This window comes from Enterococcus sp. E5-162 (assembly GCF_035725965.1).
Lineage (GTDB): Bacteria > Bacillota > Bacilli > Lactobacillales > Enterococcaceae > Enterococcus_B > Enterococcus_B lactis.
Map to the genome: position 1 here is coordinate 296,902 of NZ_JAPRFV010000001.1, position 19,270 is coordinate 316,171.

At 36.7% G+C, this 19,270-nt stretch carries 18 protein-coding genes and 1 pseudogene; 11 read left to right on the forward strand and 8 right to left on the reverse strand.

From position 1 onward, the window contains the following. Positions 1–89 precede the first annotated feature (89 nt). Positions 90–932 carry a class C sortase gene (locus tag OZZ83_RS01430; RefSeq protein WP_002320040.1) on the forward strand — a complete coding sequence of 281 codons (843 nt, stop codon included), beginning with the start codon at positions 90–92 and terminating at the stop codon, positions 930–932. Between the two features lie 121 nt (positions 933–1,053). Here OZZ83_RS01430 and OZZ83_RS01435 read toward each other — a convergent pair whose 3' ends face one another. After that, positions 1,054–1,929: a MurR/RpiR family transcriptional regulator gene (locus tag OZZ83_RS01435; protein ID WP_002309266.1), complete on the reverse strand. Its 876-nt coding sequence runs from the start codon at positions 1,927–1,929 to the stop codon at positions 1,054–1,056. A 206-nt stretch (positions 1,930–2,135) separates the two neighbouring features. Between OZZ83_RS01435 and OZZ83_RS01440 the strand changes: the two genes are divergently transcribed. The 5 genes from OZZ83_RS01440 (at position 2,136) to OZZ83_RS01460 (ending at position 7,432) form a co-directional block, all read left to right on the forward strand. Then, positions 2,136–3,167, forward strand: a complete 1,032-nt coding sequence (locus tag OZZ83_RS01440; protein ID WP_002309267.1) for a Gfo/Idh/MocA family oxidoreductase — start codon at positions 2,136–2,138, stop codon at positions 3,165–3,167. Positions 3,168–3,263: 96 nt separating this feature from the next. Next, positions 3,264–3,569: a hypothetical protein gene (locus tag OZZ83_RS01445; protein ID WP_002313766.1), complete on the forward strand. Its 306-nt coding sequence runs from the start codon at positions 3,264–3,266 to the stop codon at positions 3,567–3,569. Between the two features lie 162 nt (positions 3,570–3,731). Then, positions 3,732–5,747 (forward strand): BglG family transcription antiterminator, encoded by a 2,016-nt coding sequence (locus OZZ83_RS01450; RefSeq protein WP_278023290.1) that lies wholly within the window; start codon positions 3,732–3,734, stop codon positions 5,745–5,747. Between the two features lies 1 nt (position 5,748). After that, on the forward strand, positions 5,749–6,033 hold the full coding sequence (locus tag OZZ83_RS01455) for a PTS sugar transporter subunit IIB (protein WP_002309270.1): 285 nt from the start codon (positions 5,749–5,751) through the stop codon (positions 6,031–6,033). 25 nt (positions 6,034–6,058) lie between these two features. Then, positions 6,059–7,432, forward strand: a complete 1,374-nt coding sequence (locus OZZ83_RS01460) for a PTS ascorbate transporter subunit IIC (RefSeq protein ID WP_002313768.1) — start codon at positions 6,059–6,061, stop codon at positions 7,430–7,432. Between the two features lie 82 nt (positions 7,433–7,514). Here OZZ83_RS01460 and OZZ83_RS01465 read toward each other — a convergent pair whose 3' ends face one another. Together OZZ83_RS01465 and OZZ83_RS01470 are read right to left on the reverse strand one after the other, a co-directional pair. Continuing rightward, the gene (locus OZZ83_RS01465; protein ID WP_325066003.1) at positions 7,515–9,530 is read right to left on the reverse strand and encodes an alpha-L-rhamnosidase-related protein; all 2,016 of its coding nucleotides are present in this window, start codon (positions 9,528–9,530) and stop codon (positions 7,515–7,517) included. 21 nt (positions 9,531–9,551) lie between these two features. Continuing rightward, complete coding sequence (locus OZZ83_RS01470) at positions 9,552–10,766, reverse strand: MFS transporter (RefSeq protein WP_172966956.1); 1,215 nt, start codon at positions 10,764–10,766, stop codon at positions 9,552–9,554. A gap of 220 nt (positions 10,767–10,986) precedes the next feature. Here OZZ83_RS01470 and OZZ83_RS01475 point away from each other — a divergent pair, with 220 nt between their 5' ends. The 5 genes from OZZ83_RS01475 (at position 10,987) to OZZ83_RS01495 (ending at position 14,477) form a co-directional block, all read left to right on the forward strand. Beyond that, entirely contained in the window at positions 10,987–11,931 is a 945-nt protein-coding gene (locus tag OZZ83_RS01475) for an AraC family transcriptional regulator (RefSeq protein WP_025476932.1), read from the forward strand. A 564-nt stretch (positions 11,932–12,495) separates the two neighbouring features. Further along, positions 12,496–12,738: a hypothetical protein gene (locus tag OZZ83_RS01480; protein ID WP_002345094.1), complete on the forward strand. Its 243-nt coding sequence runs from the start codon at positions 12,496–12,498 to the stop codon at positions 12,736–12,738. Positions 12,739–12,808: 70 nt separating this feature from the next. Further along, entirely contained in the window at positions 12,809–13,141 is a 333-nt protein-coding gene (locus tag OZZ83_RS01485) for a hypothetical protein (RefSeq protein WP_278023288.1), read from the forward strand. 25 nt (positions 13,142–13,166) lie between these two features. Beyond that, complete coding sequence (locus tag OZZ83_RS01490; RefSeq protein WP_002309278.1) at positions 13,167–13,409, forward strand: hypothetical protein; 243 nt, start codon at positions 13,167–13,169, stop codon at positions 13,407–13,409. A gap of 123 nt (positions 13,410–13,532) precedes the next feature. After that, on the forward strand, positions 13,533–14,477 hold the full coding sequence (locus tag OZZ83_RS01495; protein WP_002309279.1) for an L-lactate dehydrogenase: 945 nt from the start codon (positions 13,533–13,535) through the stop codon (positions 14,475–14,477). 660 nt (positions 14,478–15,137) lie between these two features. Here OZZ83_RS01495 and OZZ83_RS01500 read toward each other — a convergent pair. From OZZ83_RS01500 to OZZ83_RS01520, 5 genes and pseudogenes are all read right to left on the reverse strand, one after another. Beyond that, on the reverse strand, positions 15,138–15,536 hold the full coding sequence (locus tag OZZ83_RS01500; RefSeq protein ID WP_002313772.1) for a type II toxin-antitoxin system death-on-curing family toxin: 399 nt from the start codon (positions 15,534–15,536) through the stop codon (positions 15,138–15,140). Beyond that, entirely contained in the window at positions 15,533–15,769 is a 237-nt protein-coding gene (locus OZZ83_RS01505) for an AbrB/MazE/SpoVT family DNA-binding domain-containing protein (RefSeq protein WP_002309281.1), read from the reverse strand. The genes OZZ83_RS01500 and OZZ83_RS01505 overlap by 4 nt, the downstream gene beginning before the upstream one ends. Positions 15,770–15,938: 169 nt before the next feature. Then, positions 15,939–16,223, reverse strand: coding sequence for a hypothetical protein (locus OZZ83_RS01510; RefSeq protein WP_002313773.1), 285 nt, complete (start codon positions 16,221–16,223; stop codon positions 15,939–15,941). Between the two features lie 170 nt (positions 16,224–16,393). Then, entirely contained in the window at positions 16,394–18,622 is a 2,229-nt protein-coding gene (gene topB / locus OZZ83_RS01515; RefSeq protein WP_278023287.1) for a type IA DNA topoisomerase, read from the reverse strand. Between the two features lie 174 nt (positions 18,623–18,796). Continuing rightward, a pseudogene (locus OZZ83_RS01520) lies at positions 18,797–19,208 on the reverse strand (VOC family protein). Positions 19,209–19,270 lie beyond the last annotated feature (62 nt).

Genomic DNA, 19,270 nt, shown 5'->3' on the forward strand with positions numbered 1-19,270 from the left:
TTTGTACATGAATTGGAAAGAGGAGCAGTGGCTTACGCAATTGCTCCTTTTTCTTTTATTAACAACTAGTCAGCACAAGGAGAACACAAATGAAACAAAAGAAAAGGAACTATCTAGACCTGCTAATGATTCTTCTGCTTCTGTCAGGGATAGGCGTCTTGGCTTATCCATTCGTTAGCGATGCGCTGAATAACTACCTAGATCAGCAAATCATCTCTCATTATCAGCAACAAGCAGTAAAAGAAAATGAAGCAGTCATGGCCAAAATCCAAAAAGACATGACAAAGAAAAACCAGCAATTAGCAAAAAAAGGAGGAAATCCCGGTGTCGATCCCTTTACTAAGAAAAAGGAACCAGTGAAAATGGACAAAACCTATTTTGAAAAACATACGATCGGCGTTCTGACGATTCCTGAAATCAATGTCCATTTACCGATTTTTGACGAAACAAATACCGTGCTGCTAGAAAAAGGCGCTTCGTTATTGGAAGGGACATCTTATCCTACTGGGGGAGAAAGTACGCATGCCGTTATTTCCAGTCATCGGGGACTGCCTCAAGCAAAGTTGTTCACTGACTTGCCAAAACTGACTTTCGGTGATTCTTTCTATATCGAGATCAACGGACAGACACTTGCTTATCAAGTCGATCAGATAAAGACGGTAGAACCAACTGATACAAAAGACCTGAGAATCGAAAAAGGGAAGGATTTCGTGACACTACTGACTTGTACACCTTATATGATCAACAGTCATCGCTTACTTGTCAGAGGGCATCGCATTCCTTATCATGCAAAAAAAGTACAGAAAGAAGTACAGAAAGTATCTGAGAACAAACGTTTCTTCCTGTACGGATTGATAGCTATAAGTATACTGATTTTTCTGTTTCTTATTTATCTTTTTCGGCAGACATTTAAAATAAGAAACAGAAGGTAACTGTGTCTCTTTTCTATGATAGATATATTCAAATCAATGCGTAAACAAATAGACTGGCTGAAGTTTGAAAAAGAAAACTTCAGCCAGTCTATATTTATAACGATATCAAAGAAAGCTTATCTCAATTTTTCCGATATTCTTTAAGAAGGCCTTTTTGCATCAATTCTTGTTTGTTTTTCAAGTTGCGGATATTCTCTTCAAAATTTTGAGAATATATCACTGAGAATAACGTATTTAATACGTAATCGAAGGCAATTTGAGAGGAGAAAGTCGCTACTTTAGCAAAATCATATTCCTCCTGCGATATAACAAGACACATATCAGCCTGTTTGGCCATTTCTGAATGCTGATTTCCGGTAATCAATAATGTTGGAGCTCCTACATGCTTTAGATAGGTCATTATCCGTTCATAATGATGAATACGACCGCTGTAGCTAATAAAAACTGCGCAATCCTCGCTAGTCAAATTGGCTGCATTCCAAGAAGAATCGCTATATTCTTCGGCCAAGATCAAAAATTTATTCAACTTGACCATTTTATTCTGGAACTTCCTTGCCGTGATTTGGGAATCACCTTTTGCAAAAAGAAAAATTCGCTGTGCGTTGTTCAATACTTTACTGATGTTTTCCAAATCTTGATGCTCGATCTGCAATTGCGCTTTTTTTATTGACTGGATCGACAAATCTGCCATTTTCTTTGCAATTTGCTGTGTGTTATCTTCACTTGAAAAAGGAAAATTAGGATCAATCGTTTGATTAAACTGGGCAATCAATTGATGAACTTCCCGTCCTAGTTCGAAACGAAATTCTTTAAATCCGCTGAAGCCCATTTTTTTGCATAAACGAATGATAGCTGAATGGGAAGTATACGTAGCTTTTGCTAATTCTTCAATCGTCATGTAGACTGTGGCTTCGATATTCCTCCGAATATAATCAGCGATCCGTTTCTCTGTCGTGGTAAACAACTCTTGTTTGGTTAATTTTTCTTCAATAAGCATGATCTGACCTCCAAATTCTATCTTACTGATAAATGCTTGGTTCCGCCACTCTCTTTTTGATTTTTTACCTTACTTTGAACATAAATTTCACCAAACCAAATGATAACAAATGTTTTTCTGAACTTTTTTGCCAGAATAGCTATTATAGACACTTTCTATATTTTTCTAAGATATACTGAAAACAACAATAAAAGGAGGCACAAATCATGCTTACAATCGCTTATCTCGGCAATGGAAAGAGTACAAATCGCTATCATTTGCCATTTTCAAGAAAACTTACGGACAAAATCAATATCAAAAAAATTTTTTCCCCATCTAAACCAGTGTGGGAAACATTTGAAGACATCGAATATACCGATCAGTTGTCTGATCTTTGGAATGATCCTGAGATCCAATTAGTTGTCATTACTACACCAAGTCAATTTCATTATGAATATGGAAAAATGGCACTTGAACATGGAAAGAATGTATTGGTAGAAAAACCTTTTGCAGAAACCTCAAAGGAAGCAGAAGAGTTATTTGCATTAGCAAAAGAAAAAGGGCTATTTATCCAATGTTACCAAAACAGACGGTTCGATTCTGACTTCTTGACAGTCCAAAAAGTAATCGAAAGCGGGAAATTAGGGGATATTTTAGAAGTAGAAATGCATTACGATTATTTCAGACCGGAAGTACCAGAAAATACACATGAATTTTCTACTGCAAACAGCTATTTATATGGACATGCTTGTCATACAGTAGACCAAGTTCTTTCTTATTTCGGCGAACCAGATGATATCCTCTATGATGTTCGTCAACTATTAGGGAAAGGACGAATGAATGATTACTTCGATTTGGACTTTTTCTACGGAAACATGAAAATTTCGATAAAATCCAGTTATTTCCGTATAAAAGAACGTCCAAGTTTCGTCGTTTATGGAAAAAAGGGGATGTTCGTGAAACAAACGAAAGATCGGCAAGAAGAACATCTTAAAATGTTTTATATGCCTGATCATGAAGACTTTGGGATCGACTTGCCCGAACACTACGGTGTATTGACTTATATAGATGAACAAGGGGATTATCATGAAGAAAAAGTGATTTCCGAGGTCGGTGATTATAGTCGCGTCTACGAAGGCATTTACGAGACATTAGTCAATGGCGCTGAAAAAGTCATTAAAGATGAAGAAACAATCTTACAGATGAAAATTTTGGAAGAAGGAATCAAAGGCATTCAAGAATCAGAAAATAAAAGATGAAAACATGACATATTTGTAAGAATCGGGTTTGTTTTTTGACGCACAAACTGTCTTATTGTACGATGAAAAAGTATAGAATTACTAGGAGGAACCAATATGACAAATTATGATGGTGAAAAACACAAACGATTAAGAGGTTCAATGGCCCCTAAAACGGAAGATGAAGTAGCTTTAGCAGGTACTAATTCTGGTGAAACAGAAGATAAAGAAGAATCATTAGCTGGTACAAACTCCGGTGAAACAGAAAACAAAGAAACAGCTTTATCTGGTTCAAATTCCGTAGAAGAAGAATCAGAATCTAACGAACCTAATCACCTCGAAAAAGATATCGAAAAAGCGGTTGAAGAGGTCAAAGAAAAATTTGAAGAACTGACTTCAAAAAATAAACACGATCATCATTAATTCATAAAAGCAGGGAGCCATTTGGTCACCTGCTTTTTTTATGTAACTCGATAGAGGTCGTTTAGTACAGTCGTAAAAAAAATCTAACTGTAAGTTGTACCAAACAATCCTCGCTTTAAAAGCGGTATCATACTAGAATACAAATAGGAGGTGAACAGCGCTGTGAATTACAAAATTAGTTATCTCCTGAAAACACCCAGAGAAATCAGTCTAGAAAAAGCAGCCGAGATCATCGAAGTAAATATAGACGAGGCAATTAACCAACTAGCTCCCTTTGCCGAATATATGGATGAGACCCATATCCGTCTGAAAAAATTTCGAGCGATCGACTGGGCAGAAAAATACGTGAATATCACTCGCTTTGAAGCGGTGTACACCGAACAAGAGCGTAGAGATCTTCTTTATTTGATGGTCTATTCGAATACCATACCTATTTCTGTATTTCATTTTCAAGACTTTCTTCAGGTTTCTAAAGGAACAGTCCTATCGGATATCAAAAAAGTAAGAAAGGAATTAGAAGGGGAAGAATGTCAGCTGACATATACTAGAAAAGCAGGCTTTAGGCTACTGGGGGCAGAAGTAATATTGAGAAAGGAAGCAAAAAATCGCACCGCTCGTTTAATGCAATCGCTTGCTGGAAGATTTGGTCTCACGTATTTAAACGCAATGCTTTCTCTTGATTGTTATGCAAAAGCTAGAGATTTGTTAGATAACACAATCTCTCTATCAGATCTACGCTTTGCACCCAATCGAATGGATGAGTTAGCGTATTATTTAAGTTTGACCACTAATCGAATGGGGAAAATATCTGTAGAAAAGGTAAAAGATGCTGAACTTTTAGCTTCTCTTGCAATCAATGACATCAGTCGACATGTATTGACTGGCTTAGGCTATTCCGAACATCTAGAGTCAGAGATTCTATTTTTCTCTCTTTGCTTAGCCTCCATTGTTGAAGGAGATATCCAGGAGCCTGCGCTTGATTTTTTGCTGGAATGTTCTTCAGAAGTCATCCATCGCATGGAATTCCTGATGGCCATAGAATTTGATTCATTTCGTGAATTATTGATGAATGTCTTTTATCACTTGGTACCTGCCTATTTTCGTATTTCTTATTCTTTTTACTTGCCTAATGTGATGATTGATCAAATCAAACATCAATATGCTACCATCTATGAAATGACAAGAAAAGCATTGCGTCCGTTAGAAAAACGGATAGGGAAGAGCATCCCTGAAGAAGAGGTTGGTTTTTTCACTATACTATTCGGCGGAGAAATAAGAAAAGTAGATGAAGAAGAAAGAAACAGAAAAATAAGAGCCGTGATCGTCTGTCCAAGTGGCATTAGCTCTTCATTGATCTTAAAAAGCGAACTTCAGCAATTATTCCCGATGATCCTTTTTACAGAGACCAATTCAGCTGATCGCTTGCACGAGGTTGATGAAACTTCTTACGATATTGTTTTTTCTACTGTGCCTCTCACGCTTACGAATAAGAAAAAGTCACTGTATGTCCTACAACCAATCATGACTGACTTGGAAAAAAACCAGCTGATCAATCAAGTACAAAGAGATTGGCTGATACCAGGATTCTCCATGCCTTCTGCTCAAGAATTGCTAGCTGCGCTACTTCCATATATCGAATTAAAAGAAGGTGTAGATGAAGAAAAGCTCTATCAAGTCTTAAATCGTAAAATGAACAAACTTTTAGAAAAGAAGGAGGATCAACGTCCTATGCTATCTGAATTATTAACAGAAGAAATGATCCAATTATCCGATCAACCAAAAAAATGGCAAGAAGCAATCACACTTGCCGCACAACCGCTATTATTAAAGAATAAAATAGAGGAGAGTTATATCAAAGCGATGATTGAACGTGTGGAGCAGTATGGTGCGTTTATCCACATCGGCGACCACATCGCACTGCCGCATGCTCGTCCGGAAGACGGTGTAAACGAAGTAGGGATGTCTTTGCTGAAACTTCAACAACCAGTTGATCTAATCGATGATCCTGCTCACCCCATCAGCTTATTTATCTGTTTAGCCGCTATCGATAACGAGGCACATCTTCGAGCGTTGGCAAATTTAACCAAGCTGCTTTCTAATAAACAAAATCTTCAACAGCTATTACAAGCCTCAACAAAAGAAGAAATACTAGCAATCATAAAAAAGGGAGACGAATAACATGAAAATTTTTGCAGTGTGTCAAAGTGGATTAGGAACAAGTTTTATGGTAGAGATGAACATCAAACAAGCTCTTGCAGATCTTGGAGCAGATGTGGACGATTTCGAAGTAAGTCATACGGATGTTGGGAGTGTATCTAGCGATATGGCGGATTATTTCTTCATTGAACATTCTTTGAAAGATACACTTACTTCTATACCGGATGAAAAACTCGTGCCGTTGCAATCGATCATCGATAGTGATGAAGTAAAAGAAAAAGTAGAACAGATTTTGTCAAAAGAATAAAAATGATTCAAGGGAGGAAATATCAATGGATAAATTGTTGAATTTGTTTGTTTCAATCGTCAGTCAGCCCTCCATCCTCGTTTCTCTGATTGCACTGCTTGGGCTTGTTCTGCAAAAAAAGAAATTTTCAGAAGTGATCCAAGGAACCATTAAAACATTTGTCGGGTTCTTAGTATTGATTGGCGGTGCTGGGCTGATCAGTAATTCATTAACCCCTTTCGCTTCGATGTTCCAAACGGCTCTGCATACCCAAGGTGTAGTTCCAAGTAATGAAGCAGTAGTGGCGATTGCTTTACAACAATTCGGGACACCTACTGCCTTGATCATGCTAGTAGGGATGATCGTGAATATTCTACTTGCTCGATTCACAAGATATAAATTTATTTTTCTTACAGGTCAAGCGATGCTTTACGTTTCTTGTCTGACAGCAGTCATTTTAGTAAGCGCTGGATTTACTGCAAACGTGTGGATGATCTTATTAGGAGGGATTTTTGAAGGAACACTATTAACTATTACGCCCGCACTTTGTCAACCATTCATGAAAAACATTACTGGGAACAACCAAGTTGCGCTAGGACATACCGGCAATATCGGTTACGCGTCTAGTGGGTGGATCGGTAAGTTCTTTGGAAATAAAGACCGCTCTACGGAGGACATAAAGATTCCTAAAAGTTTCAGTTTTTTGCGAGATTCTACTGTATCGATCATGCTCTTGATGTCAATCGTATATGTCGCACTTGCCTTATTAGCAGGTCCTGGATTTGTTGAAAGAGAATTAAGCAATGGAGATAATGCTGTAATCTTTGCATTGATCCAAGCTGGAACATTTACAGCAGGGTTTGTTATCGTCCTTCAAGGGGTTCGGATGGTGTTGGCAGAAATCGTTCCAGCATTCCAAGGAATCGCTAAAAAACTTGTACCTGATTCTAAACCAGCGTTAGATGTCCCTATCGTTTTTCCATATGCACCTAATGCTGTATTGATTGGCTTTTTTGTCAGCTTCTTTGTAGGAACACTATCGATGTTTGCCATGATAGGCTTACAGACTACAGTTATCATCCCTGGAGTAGTTGGCCATTTCTTCTGCGGAGCTGCTTCTGGTGTTTTCGGCAACTCGACTGGCGGTAGAAGAGGGGCGGTATTAGGTTCTGCTTTCAATAGCTTATTGATTAGTTGGTTGCCATTATTTATCCTTCCGGTATTAGGAGATCTTAAAATCGCTTCTTCTACATTTGCCGATACTGATTATCTAGTACCAGGACTTGTACTTGGGAAACTAGGAGAATACGGTCAAATGGCATTGACAGTCGGAATCATCGCTTTCTTTTTACTTGTCGTATTATCTAGCTTTCTTTTTGCCGGAAAAAGAACAAACATTGTTTCTAAAGAACAGAATTAAGCAAGTTTCAAAATAAAAACTGCTTGGACAATATCAGAAGACGATCGAATGTTTTCTGATATGTCGCAAGCAGTTTTTTGTTTTATGCATTTATTATTGAATGGCTTGTTAAGACAAGTGGCTGTTTTGCTAGAAGAGGATAACTTTTACCATTCATTTTCACTGTTCCGCCTGTTCTATCAGAAGTAATCACGATCTTATCTTCTGTTTTTTCCAGCGAAATCATTCCATCTTTGATAGGTAGCGTACAATTCAGTGTTTCAAATGAATCTAGATTAGGTTGTATCATAAATTCTTCATAACCTGGCTTTGTTGGATACAAACCGATAAAATAGCGTCCTAAAAGATAGATTGGGCTTGCTCCCCATGCGTGGCATAAGCTTTTTCCATAAGGATCTCCGTACATACTGTACTTTTCATTTCCTGTTTGAGTAGGGTCGTATTCTTCCCAGAAAGTTACCGCATCATGAGATAACATCCCTCCCCAATAATCAAGAATCGTTTGGTAGACGATTTCCGTCTGTCCGAGTTTGCATAAGGCATCTTGTTCATAGAATTTAAAATAGGGTGTAGTAATCTGTGTGATAGTATCATTCAATAAGACATTCTTTAAAATCGATTGCTGTTGTTCTTTGTTAGCAAAATCGAATAAAACAGCGAAAATATTCGCATGACGCGTCACATTTCTTTTCCCAGATTCATAGCAATCGATAAAAGCGCCAAGTTCTTCATCCCAAAAGTAGTCAAATAGGTTTTGTTTCAATACCTGATATTTTTCTTGATAGAGATCAGTAGGATAAATTTCAGCCTCTCCATATGTTTCAGCTAAGATATCTCCGCAAGTGATCATAGAGTGGTAGGCTTTCAGTAATAGGACTTGTTCTGCAGCAAGCGTTCCTTCTTTATCCATTTCAGACCAATCAATAAAGATCCAATCTTTTTCTCTTCCATAAATAAACCCTAATTCATTCGTTTGTTCCATCAAGTACCTCATCAAGGATTGCATCTTAGGATAGACAATGCGTAAAAATTCGCGGTCTTTCGTCATCATATAGTGGTTTTCGATGCCAATCAGCCATAAGATCGAATAGTCGACAATCGTATTCATATGTTGCTTGATTTCATTTTGTCCTCTTAATGCGAATATCGTTCGCTTATTGATTTCCTCGTCAAAGAAAAGATATTGATTGATCATGAATGATTGATACGCATCTCCAGACCAAATCCAGCGATCTCGTTTGATACCGTCGATAAAAAACAAATCACTACATAACTTGAAAGTTTCTTCTGATACTGACCAGATCTGATCCAATAAAGAAGAATCGCTTGAAAAAGTAGCTTGTTTCGAAAGAGATAAAAATTCATGAAAAACTTGAAGTTGAACCATTCCAGTAGAAACCTCTGGTATAAACAAATAGCGAAAAGCGCGTTTACGAGCTTTCATTTTTCTTGTCATTCCAATTTGTTTATAGTAACAATACTCGATATCCATAGCTTCTACATCGGACTCTCCATAACATAGAGTGTTGGATTCGATAGGATCGTCCAGAGACATTAGTTCTACACAGCCATTCACTGCTCGTCCAAAATCGAATAAGACTCCTCCATTAACTTCCCTTTCAGTAACTGGATGGACACATTCTTTTTGATAATAGATTTGATTTGGATCTTTAGCGATATCGACATAGAGTGGACTCCAACCAGCTGGGTATTCTTCAATAAAGTTGCTTGCTGTCCAGCCGATATCTGATTTTATTTCATCTCCCTCGATAAACATCGCTGGTAGCCCAGATGTATGTCCAACGAAGATCCGGATTTTTACTTTGCCAGCCGGACAAGTCAGCCATTTTCCAGATGGATGCTTTTCCCCATTAATTTCTACGTACCCAACTCCTTGGATCGTCACTTTGATCATGGAAGGATGATCAAGAAAGTAATATCTCTTAAACTTGACGTTCCGATGACAATCATCCATGTACCAGTACGCCGGCCAGTCGAAACCTCGTTCTTCTCGTTGGAAATTTTGTAGCAGTCCATGGCGGATCTCAAAGTCTCCAGGATACCAAAGCCATCTATTTTGTGATTTTTCATTTGTCATTTTGCGCGACCTCCATCAAAATTATTTTGTTGTCAATTGTTCTTTTATTTCTTCATCTACTCTTATTACTGACTTTCTATTCGTCCTGTATACCACTAGAACGCTAACAAGCGCGCTAATCAACAGCAAGATACTGCCATTAACGAAAACAGCAAGTGTCTTACTTCCAAGAGAAACAAAAGAGAGGAAAAGCAAACCATATGGTGCAATGAAAGTGCCTAAATTAGCGCCAACTAGTAAGATCGAGGTATTGAAATTCTCCGCATGCTTAGGCGCTTGGATGCTCACTTGGTTGAATAAATAAGGAATGAATAACGAAAAAGAAATCCCAGTTAAAATCGCGCCAAATCCAATCACATACAGATTCATGGCACTGGCAATCAATACAAAGCCAATACCCATCAGTAGTAAAGAAAGAGTAAGCATATAACGATATGCTTTTGCCTGAAGCCAGCCAAAACAAACTCCGGCGGCCATACTTGCCAACTGCATGATGGTCAAGATATTCGCTGCATTGGTTTCGTCTCCTAGAGAATAGGTCGTCAAGACTGTGGCTAATTTGATTGAGACAGCGTTATATATCACGATGATCAGTAAGAGAAAAATACCATAACTAATCATTTGGGGATTTGTTTTGATTACTTGTCTTGCTGAAGCTGTGCCTTGTACTTGAATCTTAGTTGTTTCAGGTCTAGGAACAAACAAAACAAACAAGATTAAAATAGGTAAGCTGATGGCGTAGACTAAAAAAGTATATTGCCAGCCGAACTGTACTAGTTGTCCTGCAACAAATGTCATTAGAGCTGCACCAAATCCCTGAAATGCACTTTGAAAACCAATCATAGATGCACGTTCATCTCCGTGATAAAAGGCAGCAATCATGCTGACTGCCAAAGAATTGATCAATCCGAAGCCAATGCCTAGCCCAGCTCGTGAAGCTAAGACGATACTGTAACTTTGCGAGAAGAGGGGGAGGACACCACAAATCGATGCAATCACTAACCCGATGATCACAGTCTGTTTTTGTCCGATTCTCCTAGCAATAAAACTACTAAACAAAACGAAAATAGTGACCATAAAAGATGGAGCAGTCGTTAGTAATTCAACAGCAGATAAAGAACGCGTGGCATAAGTAGCTGACATACTGGGAATCGCTGATGTGACCGCACCAGCAGAAGTCAAAATAAGAGAGACTGACAGTAGAGAAAATTTCATCATTTTTTTATTCATACACATATTCCTTTCACTTTTTGTAAGCGCTTATCAAAAATATAGTATGAAGTAGCTCTTCACTCAATAGCGGAACCACAGGAAATTCATGTCCCAACCATAGAAAGTCTTTGTGAAACCCAAAATAGCTTTGCATATAATTGCAGTACAGCGTAAACTAATAAGCGAAAGAAACTGCTTACAAGAAGGAGGAAGTCAATTGGAACTAGCTGAATTAGACACTTTTTTGCGTAATGAAGAATCAATCGAAACTCTGCAGCGTGAACAAGGAAAGAATGTCAATGACTTAAACTTAGCTTATCATCTTCAGACACCACCAAAAATCCACCGAGGAGATTTATTTCAAAACGGAAATATTCATATCAGTAAACACCGTCGATATGCGGAAGTTCCTGAGCATACACATGATTTTGTTGAGATCAATTATATGTATAGCGGAAGATGTTCACAGGTCATCAATGGGGAAAGGGTGGATATGGAAGAAAGTGACGTGGTAATCATTGATAAAGAAGCTACTCAAAGAATTGAATACACAGGGCAAGAGGATATTTTAATCAACATCTTATTAAAGGAAGAGACCTTATCTACAGAAATATTGAACCATTTGGCAAGCACCAATAATCTGCTTTCTTCTTTTTTGATCAATGCAGCAAAAGAAAAGGGAGAACATACGCAATTCATTCATTTTCATGGCGGAAAAACGAGTCGTTTGACGCATTTGATTGAAAATATGCTGTTGATTTATTTTGATACATACAGTCATAAAATCCGTTCACTAAACCTATATATATCACTACTACTAATCGAATTGACTCATTTATTAGAACAGCAAACCTTTTCGTCAGCAGATGGATACGCAGAAAACGAGATGCTTGGTATATTGGATTATATCGATAAGCATTTTACTTCTTGTACGTTAAAAGAAACAGCGGCTCATTTTGGCTACAATCCGGTCTATCTTAGTAATAAATTGAAAATGTATTTTGATGCTTCTTTTCAAGAACTGGTTCTACAAAAAAAATTTGACTTTGCATTGGAATTGATTCAAGAAACGAGTTTTTCGTTGGAAGAGATTGCTAATCGCATCGGATATAAACAAACCACTTCTTTATTCAAATTATTCAAAAAGTATTCAACATGTACGCCCAATGAATGGAGAAACCCCCGATAAGAAGAACAGTCTGACATGTAAAAAACAGATAAGACTATTCAAAGTCTTACCCGCGTATTAACTAAACTCAATCAAGAGAAGCAGGAAAAAGTTGATGGCACTATATAGGAGATAAGTTGCTATAAATAGATGTTTTAGTAGTGGCTGTTTCCACTTGTGCCTTCTCTTCATTTGATAAATACTCACTAGTAAGCATACAGTGATGATAGATACGCTGATCTTTCTAATTTGGAAGATTAGCGTCCAGAGATGGGAATCCATTGTTAATTGGATACGTGGCAGAAAAAAATAGAGGACACTCAAAAAGACATACTTTATCCAAGATGAACCATTGGACTTATTCTTAATAATATTCACTCATTTCAATAGGTTAGTCAGACAGATAGGCTTTTGTTTGGTACATATCATAAGGTATATCCGATACTAGTGTACTCATTTCTTATCTTCCAATAAACATATAGAAGGAACAGTTTTTTCATAAATAAGAAAAAGCAGTTCCTTTTTTAAACTTCTTTTATTGTATCCTTTAGATAATGTGATTGAAGAAGGGAGGAGGAGATGAAAATGGTAAAGGCTTGGTTGAGTGGTTTAGCTGCTTACAGCGTTGTTGGACAAACTGATTTATTTTCTGCGTTCGCTATGTATTTGTCTAAGTATCGTTTTGTATTATTAGGTGCTCTTTTTTTCGTGATTCTATTAACTGTTCTGTTGAGCAAAAAGATGTCCGCAAGTTCAAGTACGAAGAGTAAAGCACCTAGTAATAAGGGTTTTCAGAAGCAGCAGCAATATAAAAACTATCGTAAATGATATTTTCTATCTCTTTAAAGAAATCAAAGGATGATACGGCAATTATTTACTATTTACAATGAGGTGAAGCATGGGAAATTTTGCATTTATCATAACTTTTTTAAGCGAATTTGCTGTCTTAGCACAAAATGAAGGAACTGGTATTTTTGCCACCTTCGTTGCTATGTATCTCATCCGATACGGATTATCCACTTTTTTTGCCGTCTATCTGTTCATTTTTATCGTCAAACAGTTCTATGAATATCTAAAAGGCACCAGTATACGAAAAAACAAACGCCGATTTAAAAGACAGTTAGCTGCATCCTATAAAATACAAAAGAAAACGATCCAAGAAAATTATGGAAAAGGATTGACTGATACGGACAAAGTAAAGAAAAACGTTTATAACAAAACAAAACTTTAGATGTGACAATGAGGGAGCAGAGCAAATGGATATAGGGATTGCAATCGTAAATGAAGGGATATTGATTTTAGGTGCGATTGGCTTTTTATTATGGTTAATTATTTTTGGCTTGGTTTTATTTTCAGTTCTAAAGCGTACAAGGAAAAAGTATAGCTTTGATAAAGGTGGAGCTAAAGTAGCTCCATTAGTGATAGCGTTAGTACTTTTAGTTGTGTTGGCAGGGTACATGGGTGTAATCGTTTATCAGTTATCTGTTGTACGTATTTAGGAATTCGTTTCCATCAAAAATTATAATAACAGCTATTATAATTAACATATTGATAAAATGAATAAACAAGACTATAATTTCCATGAAAGTAACAAATAGTTATGAAAAAGGAGCTGTTTATTCATGAAAAAAACAAGTCGTAAAGTAGTAATCGTCGGTACAGGTTTTGTTGGAACAAGTATCGCTTATGCAATGATCAACCAAGGAATCTCTAATGAATTAGTCTTGATCGATGTGAACCAAGAAAAAGCAGAAGGGGAAGCACTGGATCTTTTAGATGGTATGGCTTGGGGCGATGAAAACGTTGCTGTATGGTCAGGCGGTTATGAAGAATGCAAAGATGCAGATATCGTTGTTGTCACAGCTGGTATCAACCAAAAACCTGGTCAATCTCGTTTAGATTTAGTTAAGACAAATGCGTCAATCATGCGCCAAATCGTCAAAGAAATCATGGGATCAGGATTCGACGGAATTATCGTTGTTGCTTCAAATCCAGTAGATATTTTGACATATATCGCTTGGAACGAATCAGGCCTGCCAACATCACGTGTTATCGGTACTGGTACAACATTGGATACAACTCGTTTCCGTAAAGAAATCGCATTGAAATTAAAAGTAGACCCACGTAGCGTTCACGGCTATATCTTAGGTGAACATGGTGATTCAGAAGTTGCTGCATGGTCACATACAACTGTTGGTGGTAAACCAGTTTTTGAAATCGTAGAAAAAGATCATCGTATCGCAAAAGACGAATTAGATGTAATTGCTGATAAAGTTCGTAATGCTGCTTATGAGATCATTGATCGTAAAAAAGCAACTTATTATGGTATTGGTATGAGTACTGCACGTATCGTAAAAGCTATCTTGAATAACGAACAAGCTGTATTGCCTGTATCTGCTTACTTAACTGGTGAATACAACGAAAAAGATATCTTTACAGGTGTGCCATCAATCGTTGACGAAAATGGTGTTCGTGAAGTTGTTGAATTATCCATCAACGAAGAAGAAAAAGCAATGTTCAGCAAATCAACAAGTGCTTTAAGAGAAGTATTGAACACTGTATTATAAGAAATAATGAGTAAGAACTAAAAAGTCAAAAACTGCTTAACAGATATTTCAGCTGTTAAGCAGTTTTTTTATTGATATCTATAGGTAAGCAAATAAACGGAATGATTATAATCGATTCGGTCGAAAATGATCCATACGTATGAAATGTAATCTGCTGATTAAATAATCGAATCGATATCAGTGACAACTAAAACTTAAGTAAATGATTTATCTATGTGATTAAAAATCCTTCAGTGATGGCAAACATAAATACAGTGAGTCGTAATCTGGATTAACTGTATAAAGAAAATGGTTTTTATCATTTAATTAAACGTTAAAAAAGAAGAAAAACTACAAAATTTTTTTATAATTTTGCACAAGTAGATTTTGATGGAAAAATGACGATTTTTGATAAAAAACCGTTCGAGAGAGGTTTATTATTTTTTAAATCTACTTAGTATAATATATATTATGTAAACTAAAATATATAAAAAATCAATCCACTAGTTCTAAACCACTATTTCCTACTCTTCACACTTTTGTATTCCTTTTAAATCAATTATTTCAAAATTAATCCATATTTTTATGAAAAAACTATTTTGTATGAACAACCATACAAAAAATCAGCATATTCTTTAATGACATGCTGATCGAATGGAGAAATAAATTTTTTTAATTCGTTCATTTTATTGCGGTTTGTCGTAAATAATTGGTTATCTTGGACTTCAGTGAATCGAAATCCAATGAACTAGTGGTAATCATTATAATAAAATCAACAGCTTCTTGACGAGAAAAAGCAACTGAACAATTATTCAATTGAAGAAACAACAGCATGGCAACAAGAGCAGTTCGTTTATTACCATTATGAAAAGGATGTTTTTTAGCTAAATTAATTGCTAAAATTGCCACTTTTTCATAGACTTCGGGATAGAGTTCTTGATTAAATACTGCTTGTGAAGGCTGTTTAACTGCCATATCTAATGCATTGGCATCTTTTATACCAATCATTTCGCCTGGTGAGTAACGTAAAATAACTTTTGCGTTGATTTTGATAATTTCTTTAGTCGAAAGATACCTCATAAATCAACCAAATCTTTTAACGCGTCTTCATATTGATTCATGATCGAATCAACTAATAAATCAATATCAGGTTCTTCTTGTGCTTTGATCATTCGTACAGAACCATCAGATTGAAAAACATAACTGATTGCGTCACCCGTCTGCACACCCATGAATTCTTTTACTTCTGGTGGGATAGTTGTTACATCGCTATTGCCGGATTTTCTAATTTTATACTTTTTCATTTTTTTCATATTTCGCCACCCTCTATATTCTATATCATTCTATAGTAAGTACATTATATCTAAGTATATACATTTAATCAATGTATATACTATTGATTTACTTTTTCTTACGGAAAAACGAAAAAGAAAAAAGTTAAAAGAGTTTGTGACATGACTTTTGTCACAAACTCTCGTATTTTTAACCAAAATATTGATGGAATACTTGTGTAATAACTGGTAGGAAATAAATAATGATCATAGCCCCTACCACCATCAACAATTGTTTACGCTGTTTCTTTCGCTTCAACATGCTTGTCGTTTTATGAAAAAAATAAGTAGCGCTTTTAGCTCCTGCAGTCAAAGTCGATAAAATCAGCGTTGGTGAATATGCTGTTTGATTGTGCGTCAATGACAGCAACTTCGTCCCGTAATCAGGATACTTTAGAAATGCTTGGTATACAGCCACAATCGTGATTGCTCCCATAAGATAATTTAAAAATGAATGCACTTTTTTCAAATAAAAAAACTCCTTGCTATCTATATAAAATCAGCCTACCCCAACATTTTTGCTTGATTGACTGATATTTTTTGGTTTTATTGGCATTTATATTCTGACTTTTCGGAATAAATATTCTGCTATTTCATTGTTTTCATTTACTCTACTTCGTTTTCATTATTTTTTCTTGATGTTTCTTTGTTTCCATCAACTGCTTTTGTTCCGCTGTTTTCGATCCATGGAAAAGAAAAACCGATCGTCATATCTTCTTTTAATACTAAAACTGCATCGAATTTCCCTTTTTTACCAGTAAAACCTTTGACAACTTTACTTGTCTTTCCTTTTGAAAGCAAATTTCTGAGATTTGTTTTAGTCAGCTTCTTTTTAGCTACTGTTGGCCACAATTTGAAGTCGCACTCCGGGTTCAAACATGTAGCGATTTTAGGATAAAGCATGACTACCCCTTTTTTACATTTTGGACATCTTCCTAATTGGTCGTTTTTCTTCTCCATCGCTTTTATCTGGCGTATTCCGCTGATCTCATCTGAGAAATCTACCTTATCGATTTGATTAGGTACTTCTGCCAATAAATGTAAGATGAATTTTTTGATGTTTTCTAAAAAAACAGATGGCGTTCCTTCTTGGTTACCGATTTTTCTCAAGTATCCTTCCCAGCGTGCAGTCATTTCTGCACTTGTCAGCAATGGTTCATTAGCTACTGCCTTACAAAGAGTGATTCCTTTTGGCGTAACGATTATTTCGTTTTTATTGACTTCGATGTAATGTTTCTGCTTAAGATTTTCAATGATATTGGCCCGTGTAGCTTCGGTCCCTATTCCTTCTACTTCTTTGAGGATTTCTTGCGCTTCATCATTATCCAGCGTTTTTCCCGCAGTTTTCATTGCTGTGATCAAGGTTCCTTCGGTATAGGGTTTCGGAGGTTGTGTTTCTTTCTCCATACTTTTCAGCTCTACTTCTGCTTCTTCATTTTCTACGATAGGAGGAAGCGTCTGAGCTTCTTTCTTTTTTGACTTGATGCGCAAGATTTCCTGCCACCCTTGCTGTAATGGGATCTTTCCGGTGCTTTTTAGCTTTAATTGCTGTACACCCGTCGTGACAGTCGTCTCTTCATAAATATAATCTGCGGCAAACATAGCCACAGTGGTACGTAAGACTTGCAAATAGATTGCTTGCTGTAATTTAGATAGCTTCGCAAAGCGTGCAGGAGTCGGAATCGTCTTTGTCGGAATGATTGCGTGATGTTCTTGAACTTTTTTCGCATCGACATACCGTTTCTTTGCTCTGATCTCAGTTGTCTGTACTTCTTCTATTCCTAAAAACTTTTTATAGTTTTGCAGATGTTTAACCAGATACTGATGCTCATTTTCTGTGATATAAAAGGAATCCGTTCTTGGATAGCTTAGAAATTTGCTTTCATACAATCCTTGAGCAGCATCAAGTGTGGCTTTAGCACTTGCTTTCATTAGCTGATTCATCTTTGTCTGCAAACTAGATAGCGAAAATAAACGTGGGCTATGCAACCTCTTTTCCTTTTTCATAACTTCAAGAATCCGTCCGTTTTGCTTACCTAAATGCGCTCCGAGTCTCTCTATTTCCTTTGTTAACTCTTCTTGTGTTTTAAATGCTTTTTTTGGTACGATTTTTCCTGAAAACTGTCCTTTGTTTGTCGTAATTAAACCTTCTCCTTCAAAGTACGTTTCTTTTTTGAAGTGTTTGATTTCTTCTTGCAGCTGATAAATCATGTAAAGTGTCGGCGTTTGTACACGACCAAGAGAAAAACTACCATCAATCCCTTTTCGTTGAAGCAGTAAGCTATATAATGGGCTTCCGTTCATTCCAATCAGCCAATCAGCATTCTGCCTTGCTTGCGCTTCTTTATATTTTGGAAAATAGTTCTTTCCAGGTTGGAGATTCTTAAAACCTTCATATATTGCTTCTTTTTCAAGAGAATTGATCCATAAACGTAAATAGTTCTTTTCTTTAGAAAAGGCGTTTGCTTGACGAATAATCGACCACGCGATGGCTTCACCTTCTCTATCACCATCTGTTGCAATAATGATGGTATTGGCTGACTGTAACTCTCGCTTTACAATCGAAAATTGTGCACGTTTGTCCCTTGGAACTTCGTAACGGAAGGTTTCTGGGAAAATAGGCAAATTTTCTAAAGACCATTTTGCCCAACGCTCTTCATAAGCTCCTGGGGCAACCATATCTACCAGATGTCCAAAACCATAAGTGATGGTTACTTCACCAGCAAACAATGGATCGCTGATTTCATAATACCCTTCATGCCGCTTTAGCTGTTGGAAGGTTTCGGCATAGGCTTTTGCTTGTGAAGGTTTTTCAGCTAGTATCACCGTCTTCATCTTCTGACCTCCGTTACTTGATTTTTTGCGGACTTCTCTATTATGGAACATATTTTCGCATCTGGCAATAAAAAAAAGATACCGTATAGTCGAAATAGGCACAAAAAACATCAAGCAAGCAAACGTTGTTCCGTTTGCTGCTTGATGTTTCTAGAAAATATTCATCTTTAGCTGTCACTCTTGGTTAATCTGCCAATTGATGCCAAATCGATCAGTTACCATCCCATACAACTGAGCCCACGGAACAGCATCCAGCGGCATCTCAATCTTACCACCATCAGCTAAGCTTTCAAATAGACGCTTCGTTTCTTCTTCATTTCTTGTTTGGATGACTAAAGAAACATTATTTCCAACAACTAATTCAGGACCAATTCTTTCTGGCATATCTGCAAACATAACTAATGTATCATAAATGTTCAACCGTGCATTCGTGATTAGATTTTTTGCTTCTTCTGGCAAGTTCATTTGTTCTATTCCAGGCATTTCACCGTATGTGGTGATACCTGATGCTTCAGTCTCAAAAACTTTTTTCATAAAAAGCGATGGCTTCACGAGACTCATTTTTGAAGTTCAGATAGATATCCAATGTAAACAGCTCCTTTCTTGGTTATAATCTATCATAAGAAAGCGTTTTTTACGAGTGAATCG